Annotated in this window: 11 protein-coding genes; 4 read left to right on the top strand and 7 right to left on the bottom strand. The window is 67.1% G+C overall.

The genetic code is table 11. The features are described 5' to 3' along the window. Nucleotides 1-19 precede the first annotated feature (19 nt). The 3 genes from TGR7_RS16880 to TGR7_RS15855 form a co-directional block, all read right to left on the bottom strand. A complete protein-coding gene (locus tag TGR7_RS16880; RefSeq protein ID WP_012639694.1) occupies nucleotides 20-805 on the bottom strand; it encodes an ankyrin repeat domain-containing protein in 786 nt (261 codons plus the stop codon). A gap of 60 nt (nucleotides 806-865) precedes the next feature. Next, on the bottom strand, nucleotides 866-1,927 hold the full coding sequence (locus tag TGR7_RS15860) for a multicopper oxidase domain-containing protein (RefSeq protein WP_041443210.1): 1,062 nt from the start codon (nucleotides 1,925-1,927) through the stop codon (nucleotides 866-868). 97 nt (nucleotides 1,928-2,024) lie between these two features. Then, the gene (locus tag TGR7_RS15855) at nucleotides 2,025-3,065 is read right to left on the bottom strand and encodes a multicopper oxidase domain-containing protein (RefSeq protein WP_012639692.1); all 1,041 of its coding nucleotides are present in this window, start codon (nucleotides 3,063-3,065) and stop codon (nucleotides 2,025-2,027) included. 579 nt (nucleotides 3,066-3,644) lie between these two features. On the opposite strand from TGR7_RS15855, the gene TGR7_RS15850 reads away from it, so the two are divergent. Then, the gene (locus tag TGR7_RS15850; protein WP_012639691.1) at nucleotides 3,645-4,634 is read left to right on the top strand and encodes an amidoligase family protein; all 990 of its coding nucleotides are present in this window, start codon (nucleotides 3,645-3,647) and stop codon (nucleotides 4,632-4,634) included. Between the two features lies 1 nt (nucleotide 4,635). Continuing rightward, entirely contained in the window at nucleotides 4,636-5,421 is a 786-nt protein-coding gene (locus TGR7_RS15845) for a gamma-glutamyl-gamma-aminobutyrate hydrolase family protein (protein WP_012639690.1), read from the top strand. 56 nt (nucleotides 5,422-5,477) lie between these two features. Here the strand turns inward: TGR7_RS15845 and TGR7_RS15840 are convergent, their stop codons facing one another. The 4 genes from TGR7_RS15840 to TGR7_RS15825 all read right to left on the bottom strand — a co-directional run bounded on the left by TGR7_RS15840 (nucleotide 5,478) and on the right by TGR7_RS15825 (nucleotide 8,632). After that, complete coding sequence (locus tag TGR7_RS15840; RefSeq protein WP_012639689.1) at nucleotides 5,478-6,047, bottom strand: DUF924 family protein; 570 nt, start codon at nucleotides 6,045-6,047, stop codon at nucleotides 5,478-5,480. Then, a complete protein-coding gene (msrA, locus tag TGR7_RS15835; RefSeq protein ID WP_012639688.1) occupies nucleotides 6,034-6,693 on the bottom strand; it encodes a peptide-methionine (S)-S-oxide reductase MsrA in 660 nt (219 codons plus the stop codon). The genes TGR7_RS15840 and msrA overlap by 14 nt, the downstream gene beginning before the upstream one ends. A 202-nt stretch (nucleotides 6,694-6,895) precedes the next feature. Then, complete coding sequence (locus TGR7_RS15830) at nucleotides 6,896-8,026, bottom strand: PQQ-dependent sugar dehydrogenase (protein ID WP_012639687.1); 1,131 nt, start codon at nucleotides 8,024-8,026, stop codon at nucleotides 6,896-6,898. An 87-nt stretch (nucleotides 8,027-8,113) separates the two neighbouring features. Beyond that, on the bottom strand, nucleotides 8,114-8,632 hold the full coding sequence (locus tag TGR7_RS15825; RefSeq protein WP_012639686.1) for a hypothetical protein: 519 nt from the start codon (nucleotides 8,630-8,632) through the stop codon (nucleotides 8,114-8,116). Between the two features lie 152 nt (nucleotides 8,633-8,784). Between TGR7_RS15825 and TGR7_RS15820 the strand changes: the two genes are divergently transcribed. Both TGR7_RS15820 and TGR7_RS15815 read left to right on the top strand, forming a co-directional pair. Further along, complete coding sequence (locus TGR7_RS15820; protein WP_012639685.1) at nucleotides 8,785-10,212, top strand: CPBP family intramembrane glutamic endopeptidase; 1,428 nt, start codon at nucleotides 8,785-8,787, stop codon at nucleotides 10,210-10,212. 89 nt (nucleotides 10,213-10,301) lie between these two features. Then, the gene (locus TGR7_RS15815) at nucleotides 10,302-12,872 is read left to right on the top strand and encodes an EAL domain-containing protein (RefSeq protein ID WP_245523001.1); all 2,571 of its coding nucleotides are present in this window, start codon (nucleotides 10,302-10,304) and stop codon (nucleotides 12,870-12,872) included. Nucleotides 12,873-12,882 lie beyond the last annotated feature (10 nt).

Raw genomic sequence — 12,882 nt, 5'->3', positions numbered from 1 at the left:
GTGCACCGTCAGGGACTCCTCAGTGGTGTCCGTGGTGGTGGTGATGTTGTTGTTTATTGTTGTGGTTATGGGGTTCGCCACGGTTGTGGTGGCATTGCTGAGGGGCCTTCGCGGCGCCGGCGTTTTCCAGGGCGGCCAGGACGCGGCTGTAGGAGGCCACGGCCTCGGCCCGGGTGCGCATGGGGTGGTCATGACCGGCATGGCCGTGATGCATGTCGCCATGATGGCTGGCGTGATGGCCATGGTGGCCGTGATGCGCGCCGGCCTCGGGCATGGCCAGGGCCAGGGCGTGCATGTGGTCGGCGATGGCCTTGGGCGTGGTGCCGTTGGCCCGGGCGACGTTCACGTCGGCACCCTTCTCGATCAGGGCCTCCACCATCTCCGCGTGACCGTACAGGATGGCGTAGGTCAGCGCGGTGTTGCCCCGGGGGCCGGGGGTGTCGATCACCAGTTCCGGTTCCTGCAGCAGGCGATGCACCACCTCGGGCCTGCCGCCGTGTACCGCCTTCATGAGCACGGTCACGCCTTCACGTTCCCGGGCGTTCAGGTCGGCGCCGGCGCGGATGAGCAGGTCAGTCATGGGCTCGCTCACCCCCACGGCCACCAGCAGGGGCGTCAGCCCCCAGGGCCGGTGGGCCCGGTTGACGTCGGCACCCTCCTTGATCAGGCGGGTGGCCTCGGCCACGTCTCCCCGGTAGGCGGCTTCGAAGAGCCGCCAGTCGGCCTCGTTGGCATGGGATGCCTGTGCATGGCCGGCCAGCAGCAAGAGCAGAACGGCGAACAGGCAAGGCAGTTGTTTTGGCATGTCACTTCTCCTTCGTGTCTGAGACCGGGTGGCGGAGTCGTCTCCGCCACCCGGCGCCGGTCACGAGATGTTGAAGCGGGTGCGGATGGAACCGATCTTGCGCAGGTTCCCGGAGGCCGCCCGGTAGTCGAAGAAATCGATCTCCACCGGGAAGGAACCGGCCGTCTGGGGCGTAAAGATCAGGTCGTAACGCTCCGCTGGTGTCATCAGGATCTCGCTGCCCGCGGCTTTGGTCTCGATGACCGGCAGGGGGCGCCCGTCCTCGGCCACCACCTGGAAGGCACCCAGGGCAGCGGGGAACTTCACCTTCTGCGGCACGTAGCCGGCCATGATGTAGCGCAGAAGCACCCGCTGGCCGCGACTGGCGTTGACCACCACGGAGGCGTGGGTCTCGCTCAGGTCCTCGCCGATGCCGTTGATGCAAAAGATCTCCGGGTTGAAGTTATTGAGACCCGCGTCCCCGCCGCACAGGGCCGCATCCCAGGGCTTGCAGTGCCAGGCCATGTCGATGTCGTCCACCGCCCAGATGGCCTCCACGTCATAGGTGGGGCCGTTCTGGTAGGCACGGCCAGGGCCTTCCGGCGGGTCGATGATCAGGGCGCCGTACATGCCCATCTCCGCGTGCAGCACGGTGTTCACGTGGCAGTGGTAGAAGTAGGTCCCCGCCTGGGAGGCGCGCCACTGGTAGGTGTACTGGCCCAGCACGTCGAAGGAGTAGTGGCCCACGCCGTCGTTGAAGGTGTCGGGCTCGATGCCGTGGTGATGCACGGTGTGCGGGGCCATCATGGCCATGGCGTTCAGGTGGGTGTGCACGATCTGGCCCTGACGCACGCGCATGGGCGGGTTGGGCATGGTGCCGCCCATCATGCCGCCGCCGCCACCACCCATGCCGCCGTCATCACCGCCGCCCATGCCGCCCATACCGCCCATACCGCCGTCCATGTTGAAGCCCCAGATGGGGACCTCGACACCGTTGATGACCTGGCTGCCCTGCATGAAGGTGGTCAGGAAGAACTCCACGTCCGGGGTGACCCGGTTGGGGGTGGCCGGGGCGTCGATGTGCAGGCCGCAGTTGCCGGCGATGCCGGCGTTGCAGCCGCCGCCCATGCCGCCGCCACCCATGCCACCGCCGCCGCCGCTATGACCGCCGCTGCTGGTTGTGCTCATTCTGCTCATGATCTTGTCTCCTCGAATCGAATGCCTGGTGTGAGGGCCTGCCTCAGGGCAGGTTGTTCACGGTCTGGTTCAGGTCGGACTCCTGGGCAGGTGCCATACCCATCACGATGGGTGCGTGCATGCCGTGGGGGTAGAGTCCGCCGCCGGCGGTCTGCGACATCTCCGCATGGCAGTGCATGGGGAAATGCTGCATGCGGTTGGGCGTGACCGGCGGCCAGGCATCGGGGGGCGGGTTGAAGGGGAAGATCACGTCGCGCACGTCCAGGGGGAACATGGAGACGACGTCCTTTTTCTTGCGGTTGCTGGCGAAGTTCTGGTGATTGACGCTGACGATGTCCACGTGGTTGCCGTGGAAGTGGGGCGAGTGCACCATGCCGCCGGCGTTGAGCAGGCGCACCAGGGCCGCCTCGCCGTAATGGCCGGAGATCTCGGTGTTGTACTCGTGGGTGTCCTCGTAGGCCAGGCCGTTGATGGTGAAGTACCTGGGCATGAAGCTGTCCGGGTTGATCTGGGTGACCCGGTTGTCGCCCTGGCTCTGCACCTGCTGGCCCCAGACCGGGTCCACGTTGCCCAGCAGCCACTTGTACTGGCGCACGAAGGTGGGGCCGCCGCTGAAGGAGCGGTTCTTGATGCCCGAGGGCATGACGATCAGTGCGCCGTGCAGGCCCATGATGCGGTTCACGCCGTTGTTCTGGTCGTCGTAGTAGAGATAGGTGCCGGCGGCCGGGGCGTTGAAGCTGAAGGCCCTGGAGCTGCGGCTGTTCACGGTGGTGCGGATCGCGGTGCCGCCCACCTTGAAGGCCACCCGGGTGTAGAGCTGGTTGACGAGGTTCACCGTGAGGGTGTCGCCTTCCTGGCACACCAGGGTGGCGCCGGGGAAGGACATCTGGCCGTTGTGGCTGAAGGTGAACAGGGTCGCCTGGGTGCCGTCGATCATGGTGACGTTGCCCCGGCGGGCAGTGAGGGTGACGCTCAGGTTGGCAGCCTCGGCCCTTGGGGACCAGGAGAGCAGGCCCAGGGGGCCGGCCACGGCGCAACCCGCCGTCAGGGCCGCGCCGGCCCTGAGGAATTGTCTTCTCTGCATGTTGGACTCCTCCAAAATATAATTTCGGCGCGAATCTGCCGGCGAAGGCAGTAGCGCATCTTTATTTTTGTGTTTTATGGGGTCTTCCCGGACCCTGGCCATGGGGTATGGCCGGCCATCCTGGCGAGTGGGCGGCGCTGGTGGCTGTCCGTAAGCGACCGCCGCCGCAGCTCCTGGGTGGCATCTCCGGGGATCTGGAGGATGCGCGACCGGGCTCCAGGATCCCTGAAACCGTGTTTGAGCACTTTCGAGAATCTGACAATCTGACGACTGCCGTCAATCTGCCGACGGGCGCTTTATGTGACGGAAGCGTGATTGTATTCATACAAAAATTCGCTCATTCACATCTAAAAAATAGATTTGTCCATGATTAATTACGGAAAAACAGAAAGTTGCCAGACCAATTAAATATTTGTATCCATGTTAATTATTATTTAACGATATTTGGATTATCAGCATGCCGGCACAACCCGAACTGCCAGCATGGGGCGTATTGTCATCAGGGCGGCGAGGGCATCTTGTTAGACTGGGTTTCATGTACGCACACATCGCTTCGTACCCGATGACCCGAGGCGCACCATGACGTGCTTCATGCAGCTCCCCGAGACCCGCACCGCCGGGGACGAGATACGCCGGGTGGGCGTGGAGATGGAGATGGCGCAGATCTCCCTGCCCGACATGGCCCGGGCCGTGCAGCGGGCCTTTGGCGGGCGCATCGAGTCCGACAACCCCTTCGTGGTCCACGTGCGCGGGACCCGTCACGGTGACTTCCAGCTGGAGTTGGACAGCAACCTGCTCAAGGAGCGGGAGTACCTGAAATTCCTGCGCCGCCTGGGGGTTGAGGTGGACCCGGAGGCGGGGCTCGACGAGGTGCTCTCGGACCTGGCCGGCCTGGTGGTGCCCCACGAACTGGTGGCCCCGCCGGTGCCCTGGACGGCGCTGCCAGAACTGGACGAACTGCGCGAGGCCCTGCGCAACAAGGGTGCCCTGGGCACCCATGCCTCCCTGCTCTACGCCTTCGGCCTGCAGCTCAACGTGGAGGCGGCCTGCCTGGAGGCCGGCTATCTGCGTGATATCCTGCGCGCCTTCCTGCTGCTACACGAATGGCTCATGGAGCGGGGCGAGGTGGACCTGTCCCGGCGCTTCACCCCCTACGTGAATCCCTTCCCCGGCCGCTATGCCCGGCGCATCCTGGCGGCCGATTACGCCCCGGACATGGCGGGCCTGATCGATGACTACCTGCGCGACAATCCCACCCGCAACAGGCCCCTGGACATGCTGCCGCTGTTCACCCACGTGGACAGGGCGCGGGTGATGGCCGCGCCGGTGGAACGTCACCTGGTCAAGCCCCGCCCGGCCTTCCACTACCGCCTGCCCAACTGCCAGATCGACGAGCCGGACTGGAGCCTGGCCCTGCCCTGGAACGACTGGGTGGCGGTGGAGCGCCTGGCCGACGATCGTGAGCGTCTCGCGGCCCTGTCCGAGGAGGTCCTGGCCTCGCCGGGCCATGCCCTGGGGCGCATCGGCGACCGCTGGCGCTCGGCCCTCGTCGAGCTGTTCCAGGACTGACATGTCCTCTCGTCCCCTGATCGGCGTCACCGGCCCGGACCGGGGCGGCCTGGCCGCCTGGATGGCCAGCTGGTTCGCGGTGCGTCGCGCCGGCGGTCGGGCGGTGCGTATCACCCCGCGCCGGCCACGGGCGGAACTCAAGCTCGACGGCCTGATCATCGGCGGCGGGGCCGACGTGGACCCGGTGCTCTACGGGGCCCACCGCCACACCCTGCTGGAGGACTACGAGGCCGCCGAACCGCGCCTGGGTCAGCGCCTGCTGGGCCTGCTGGTCTATCCGCTGCTGTGGGCCCTGCGCCGCACCCTGCTCACCCATGCGCCGGAAGGGGATGCGGACCGGGATCATCTGGAACAGGCCCTGATCCGCGACGCCCTGGACCGGGATCTGCCCCTGCTGGGCATCTGCCGGGGCATGCAGCTCATGAACGTGGTCTGTGGCGGCTCCCTGCACCAGGGGCTGGAGGGCTTCCACGAGGAACACCCGCAGATCCGCAGCGTGCTGCCGAGGAAGACCGTGGCCCTGGCGCCGGATTCCGTGCTGCGGCAGATACTGGGCTGCGAACGCTGCCCCGTGAACGCCCTGCACGACCAGGGCGTGGATCGGCTGGGCGAAGGCCTGCGGGTGGTGGCCCGGGAGGCCAACGGGGTGATCCAGGCGGTGGAGCACACCGAGCGGCGCTACGCCATCGGCGTGCAGTGGCACCCGGAGTACCTGCCGCAGAAGCGCAGTCAGCAGGCCCTGTTCCGGGCGCTGGTGGATGCGGCGCATCAGAAGTGCGAAGTGTGAATTGGGAAGTACGAAGTGTTGTTTATCCTTCCAACTTCCCAATTCACACTTCGCACTTAACCTTCGTAGCCCTCCCCACTCTCCAGCCACGCCTGCTCCTCCGGGCTGCTTTCCCGGCCAAGGATGGCGTTGCGGTGCGGGAAGTGGCCGAAGCGGGCGACGATGTCCCGGTGATGGGTGGCCCATTTGAGGTTGTATTCCAGGCCCGGCTGGGAGAACAGGGTTACGGAGCGGTCCTGGTCGTCCAGGTCCTCGCTGTGCATGAAGGGCAGGTAGAGAAAGGCGCGCTGCTCCGGGGGCAACTGCTGGTCCAGGCCCCCGGCGATGGCGGCATCGGCCACCCGGCGGGCGGCGGCCTCGGTGGAGAAGGCATCGGGATGACCCCGGAACATGTTCAGCGGCAGCTGGTCCAGCAGGATCGCCAGGGCCAGGGCGCCTTCCGCGGTCTCGCCCCAGTGGTCCAGCTCCCCCGCACGGCCCCGTTGCCAGAGGGCCTCGAAGCGCTCGCGGATCTCGGCATCCAGTTCCGGGGTGGAATGAAACCAGCGGGGCTTGACCCGGCTGGAGAACCAGAACTCGAGGATCGCCGCCGCATCCGGCGGCAGGGTGGACTCAGGCCCTGGCATCCGCCGGTTCCCAGCCGGGGCAGGGGACGCCGGTGCCGCCCAGGCCGCAGTAGCCGCCCGGGTTCTTGGCCAGGTACTGCTGGTGGTAGTCCTCGGCGTAGTAGAAGGGCGGCGCGTCCAGGATCTCGGTGGTGATGGGCCCGAGCCCCCGCGCGGCGAGGGCCGCGCCGTAGGCGGCCTTGGAGGCCTCGGCCTCGGCCCGCCCGGCGGGGTCGGTGACGTAGATGCCGGAGCGGTACTGGGTGCCCACGTCGTTGCCCTGGCGCATGCCCTGGGTAGGGTCGTGGGATTCCCAGAACACCTTCAAGAGCTCGGCGAAGCGGATCTTCGCCGGGTCGTAGACCACCCGCACCACCTCGTTGTGGCCGGTGCGCCCGGTGCACACCTCCCGGTAAGTGGGATTCGGGGTGTAGCCGGCGGCATAGCCCACCGCCGTGGTGTACACGCCGGGCAGCTTCCAGAAGGTCTTTTCCGCGCCCCAGAAACAGCCCAGGCCGAACACGGATTCGGCCATCCCCTCGGGCCAGGGGGGCGTGAGCGGCGTGCCCAGCACGGCGTGGCGCTCGGGCACTGGCATGGCCTCGGCGCGACCCGGCAGGGCCTCCTCCGGGCGGGGCATTTCAACGGATTTGAGGAATCCGAACATGGCGTTGGTCCTCGGTTGGGTTCAAGGGCATGACAAGCTGCCGCAGAGGCGCAAAGAAAAATCTGTTTGACAGGATTTACATGATTAACAGGATTGAAAAAACTGCATCACGGGTATTGGTTTTTCATCATGTGAATCATGTAAATCCTGTCAGATCCCTTGATTTCTCTGCGCCTGCGCGCCTCTGCGGCAATTTCTGATCTTACTCCGCCGGTTCCACCCGCAGCAGCCGGCCGTTGGTGTGGTCGGTGAGCAGGTACAGGTAGCCGTCCGGGCCCTGGCGCACGTCGCGGATGCGCTGGCCCATCTCCCTGAACATGGGCTCCTCTTCCACCACCCGGTCGCCGTCCATGACCAGGCGCGTCACGTGGGTGTGGGCCAGGGCGCCGACGAAGACGTTGCCGCGCCAGTTGGGAAACACGTCGCCGGTGTAGAAGGCCATGCCGGACGGGGCGATGGACGGGGTCCAGTGGTGCACCGGCTGTTCCATGCCCTCCTTCTCGGTGAGGCCCTCGCCGATGGTGGCGCCGGAGTACTCGACGCCGTGGGTGATCACCGGCCAGCCGTAGTTCACGCCGGCGCGGATCAGGTTGAGCTCGTCGCCGCCCCGGGGGCCGTGCTCGTTCTGCCATACGGCGCCGGTGTCCGGGTGCAGGGCCATGCCCTGGGCGTTGCGGTTGCCGTAGGTGTAGATCTCCGGGCGGGCGTCACTGCGGCCCACGAAGGGGTTGTCCTCGGGGATGCGGCCGTCGTCGTGCAGGCGGATGGTGCTGCCGGCGTGGTCGTTCAGGTCCTGTGCCCGGGGCATGTCGCCCCGGTCGCCCACGGTGATGTACAGGTAGCCGGCCCGGTCGAACAGCAGCCGGGAGCCGAAGTGGCGGCCGTTGTCGGAGGCGGGCTCGGCGGTGAACAGCACCTCCACGTCATGCAGGGTGTCGTTCTCGAAGCGGCCCCGGGCCACCCGGGTGGTGATGCCGCCCTGGTGATTGGCGGCGTAGGAGAGATACAGCAGGCGGTTGTTCTCGAAGTCCGGGTGCAGGGCGATGTCCAGCAGGCCACCCTGGCGGAAGGCGCGGATCTCGGGCAGGCCGGCCACGGGATCGGGCAGCAGCTGGCCGTCGCGGAAGATGCGCAGACGCCCGGGGCGCTCGGTGATGAGCATGTCGCCGTTGGGCAGGAAGGCCAGGGACCAGGGGTTTTCCAGGCCGTCGGTCAGGGGCACCACCTTGACCACGTGTTCCCGCGTGTCCAGGTTGGGGTTAGCGCAGGCCACGCCCAGGGGCAGGATGAGCAGTAGGGCCAGCAGGCTGCGCCAGGTGATGAATCGGGTCATGACGAATCCTCTCATTACCTTGAATGGTAGGGTTTTTGTTTGCCGGGGCGCCCTCAAGTTCCCCGTGCCGGCCGGGCGCCGGGGTACTCAGCGCCCGGTCGGGTCCTCGTCCAGGCGCGCGCCCGGTGCCGCCAGGCTCAGTTCGGAGAGATCGACTCGCAGCGGGGGGATTTCCCGGGGATCGCCGATGGTCGCGCCGGGCTCGGCCAGGGTTATGCCGGAGAGATCCACCTGCAGCGGCGGCACCTCCCGGGGGTCGGCCAGCAGCGAGCCGGGCGGCGCGATGCTGGCCTCCAGGGGCGCGGGGCCGGCGGCGCGGGGAGATTCCGGGGCCGGCGGCGCGGCGGGTGGGGTGTCGGTACTCTCCGCCGCCTCCCAGAGGCGCACCTCCGAGAGCCAGCCGGCCTTGTGCAGGGCTGCCTGGTACTTCCGGGCGGTGGCCTCGTCGAGCCCCTTCTTGATCACCACCGGCGCCTCGTTGACCAGGGCCTCGGCCCGATCCGGCGGCAGCTTGAAGAGCTGCGCCAGGTTGGCCTGGGCCTGGGCGGGATCGGCGCCGCTGGCCAGGGTGCCGGTGAGGATGACGCGATACTGGGCTTGGGACATGCGAGTCTCTTTATCGGGCAGCGCAACGGGCAAGATCGCCTGCACTAACCATAAACCATCCCGGCCGGGATGTGGGGCACCGCGCGTCCCCTGGATGGTGGCCCCTGTCCCCGTATCGGGAACCAAGCGCGCCGTGCCATGATCGGAGCTGTATGGCCCGATCCCGCCCCAATCCCTGGTTTACCGGCCTGCTGGCCCTGCTGGTGGCGGCCGTGATGGCCATCAGCCTGTACCCCGCCTTCACCACCGACGGCCCCTCGGGGCTGCGTTTCGTGGGTGAGTCCGCGGGACGCAAGGCGGACCGGCATCTCTACTTTTACGGCGGCTACGAGACCGTGCCCGCCTGGGAGCGGGCCTACCACCGCCTGCTGTTCGGCGAACGGGGCGCGGTGGAGCAGAAGTCCATCGCCATCTACGCTGAGACCCTGGAGTGGTTCGAGCGCAACCCGCACCGGGTCAAGCCCTGGAACGAGCAGAACACCCGTGCCCGCTGGCTCATCGCCCTGGCCGAGACCGGTCAGCGGGAGGCCTTCATCGAGGGGCTGCAGACCCTGGGCACGGGGCCGGAAGAGGACGTGCTGGTGGCCACCCTGGCCCATGCCTACGGGGTCGAGGGCGAGCAGCTGACCGCCTCGGAGTTGCGCTATGGTGCGCGCATGGTGCCGGGTGGCTGGGGCAGGGACCACCTGCGCATGCGCCTGGCGGAGCGGGCCGGCGACCTGGAGACCGCCGAGGCCTTCCGACTGGCCCTGAACCTGCGCGGCGCCGAGATGCGCGAGCGGCTGCGCTGGCTGGGCATCACGGTCACGGTGACCCTGGCGCTCGGCCTGATCCTGTTGGCCCGGGCGCGGGTCTTCACCCACCCTCCTGCCTGGCGCGCGGCGGTGCTGGACGATCCCTGGCCCGCCGCCCAAGGCTTCGCGGTGATGGTGCGCGCCGCCCTGTACGCCATCCTGGTGGTGGTGGGCATCGGGCTGTTCCAGCAGCACTACTTCCGCCCCGGCATCCTGTCCCTGTGGATCACCCTGGTGGCGGGTCTGCCCATGCTCTGGCTCATGCGCCGGCACCTGCTCAAGCCCCGGGGCATGGGCTTCGTGCAGGGCTTCGGCCTCACCCTGCGAGGCGTGGGTCTGAAGGCCTTCGCGGCGGTGACCGTGATGCTGCTGGCGGTGCACTGGGCCGGCAACATGCTCATCTCGGCGCTCGGCTGGGGCCTGGGACTGGAGAGCCACTGGTCCCAGGGCATCCATGAGCTGGCCATGTTCGGCTCCTGGCGCAACACCCTGCTGGCCGCCATCAACGCTATCCTGTGGGCGGCGATCATCGAGGAGATCGCCTTCCGGGGCCTGGTCTACGTGACGCTCAGAAGCGTCATGCGTCCCTGGGTGGCGATCCTGCTCTCCGCCGCCCTGTTCAGCCTGCTGCACCTGTACAGCTTCACCGCCATGCTGGCGGTGTTCTGGAGCGGCGTGCTGCTGGCCTGGAGCTTCGAGCGCTTCCGCAGCCTGCTGCCGGCCATGGTGGTGCATGGCCTCGGCAATGCCGTGGCGGTGTCCACGCTGGTGTTGTTTTACCGCTGAGCCAGGCGCGCTGCACGGTGGCAAGAAAGGGCGGCATAAATCCCAGTCTGATTGTAAAGTAATCCCGGATGCTCATTTCCGGAGACCCCATGCGGTTCGTCGCTTCAGCGGGATGGCTAAGGATCGGCCTGATGTGGCTGGGCCTGGTGGTTGCGTCGTTCGCGGCCGATGCCCGGGAGGTGCGGGTGGGCGTCTATGACAACGCGCCCAAGCTGATGCTGGAGGCCGACGGCACGATCACCGGCATCCTGGGGGATCTGCTCCGGGAGATCGCGCAGGAAGAAGACTGGCGGCTGGTCCCGGTGCCCTGCGAGTGGTCCCGGTGCCTGGACCTGCTCAGCCGGGGCGAGCTCGACCTGCTGCCCGATGTGGCCTACAGCGACGCGCGGGCCGCGCGCATGGATTTTCACCGGGTGCCCGCCCTGTACAGCTGGTCCCAGGTCTACCAGAGGCCGGGGCAGCGTATCGATTCCATGCTGGATCTGGAGGGGCGTTCCCTGGCGGTGCTGGAGGGCTCCATTCAGCAAGGTTACCTGATGGACCTGCTGGACAATTTTGGCGTGCGCGTCTCCTGGCTGCCGGTGCAGACCCTGCAAGAGGGTTTCGACAGGGTGATCAGCGGTGAGGCCGACGCCGTGGTGGCCAACCATCGCTTCGGTGACCAGCGCGCCCTGGAGATGGGCTTGCGGGTCACGCCCATCATGTTCCAGCCGGTACAGTTGTTTTATACCGTCCCCAGGGGGCGTAACGCCGATCTGCTGGCGCGCATCGATGCCCACCTGACTCACTGGAAGGACACCCCGGGTTCGACCTATTTCGACATCCTGCGCAGCTGGGGCTTCGAGCACACCGAGACACGCATCCCGGAGCATCTGTGGTGGGGTCTGGCGGGCCTGCTGGCGGCCCTGGGGCTGGCCTTGCTGTTCAGCCTGTTCCTGCGCCTGCAGGTCAACGAGCGCACCCGCCAGTTGCGCGCCAGCGAGGAGCGCCTGTCCACCATCCTCAACAGCGTCGAGGCGTGCATCTACATCAAGGACACGGAGCTGCGTTACCAGTACGCCAACCGCAAGGTCTGCGAGCTGTTCGGTGCCTCGCCGGAACGCATCATCGGCCGCCGGGACGCGGACTTCTTCGATGCCGAGACCGCCGCCAGGCTGGAACAGAACGATCGCCTGGTGCTGGAGCGCGGCGAGCGCTTCGCGGAGGAAGAGCACAATCGCACCCGCGATGGCCGGCACGTGAACACCTTCCTGACGGTGAAGCTCCCCCTGCGTCGTGCGGATGGCCACATCTACGCACTGTGCGGCATTTCCACCGACATCAGCGAACAGAAGAAGATCCTGGAAGAGGTGCACCAGCTGGCCTTCTTCGATCCGCTCACCGGCCTGCCCAACCGCCGCCTGCTCATCGACCAGTTGCGCCACGCCCTGGCCAATTGCGACCGCACCGGTCACGAGGGTGCGTTGCTGTTCATCGATCTGGACAACTTCAAGAATCTCAACGACACCCTGGGTCACGACATGGGCGACCTGCTGCTGCAGCAGATCGCCGAGCGGCTGCGCGAGCATGTGCGGGAGAATGACTCCCTGGCACGCCTGGGTGGCGACGAATTCGTGGTGATGCTGGAAGGGCTGCAGCCCGAGGGCGGCGAGGCGGTGCACCAGGTGCGCCACGTGGGTGAGAAACTGCTGGGGGTGCTGAGCGAACCCTTCAGCCTGGACCGGGTGGTCTACCGCATCACCGCCAGCATCGGCGTGGCCATGTTCAGCGACAGCGATGACACGGTGGAAGAGCTGCTCAAGCGCGCGGACCTGGCCATGTACGAGGCCAAGTCCGCCGGGCGCAACGGCCTGCGGTTCTTCAATCCTTCCATGCAGGCGGCGGTCAGTGCTCGGGCGGCGCTGGAAGCGGATCTGCGCGAGGCCTTGCAGACGGAGCAGTTCTTCCTCGAACTACAGCCCCAGGTGGATGCGGCCGGGACGGCCGTGGGCGCCGAGGCGCTGCTGCGCTGGCGTCATCCCGAGCGGGGTCTGGTCTCGCCGGGCGAGTTCATCCCGGTGGCCGAGGCCACCGGGATGATCCTGCCCCTGGGCGACTGGGTACTGCGGCAGGCCTGTGCCCAGCTGGCGGCCTGGTCACGCGATCCCGCCATGGTTGGGCTGGTGTTGTCCATCAATGTCAGCGTGCGCCAGTTCCGGCACCCGGATTTCGTCTCCCGGGTGCTGGACGTGCTGGAAGACAGCGGCGCGGATCCGCGCCGGCTGGAGATGGAGCTCACCGAGAGCCAGCTGGTGGACAACGTGGAAGAGATGATTGGCATCATGATGCGACTGCGCGCCCGGGGCGTGCGTTTCTCCCTGGACGACTTCGGCACCGGCTATTCGTCCCTGTCCTATCTCAAGCGCCTGCCCCTGAATCAGCTCAAGATCGACCAGTCCTTCGTGCGCGACCTGCTGGTGGACAGCAACGACGAGGCCATCGTGCGCACCGTGGTGGCCCTGGGCGAGAGCCTGGATCTTCGGGTGATCGCCGAGGGCGTGGAGCGCGAGGCCCAGCGGGACAAGCTGCTGGCCCTGGGCTGCCGCTATTTCCAGGGCTACCTCTATGGTCGCCCGGGGCCGGCGGGCGCGTTGTCCCGATGCGTCGCCCGGGAGGCCTGATCCTGGGAAG

The organism is Thioalkalivibrio sulfidiphilus HL-EbGr7 (assembly GCF_000021985.1).
In the GTDB taxonomy this organism is placed as follows: Bacteria; Pseudomonadota; Gammaproteobacteria; order Ectothiorhodospirales; family Ectothiorhodospiraceae; genus Thioalkalivibrio_A; species Thioalkalivibrio_A sulfidiphilus.
This window is presented reverse-complemented; position numbering and strand designations above follow the sequence as displayed.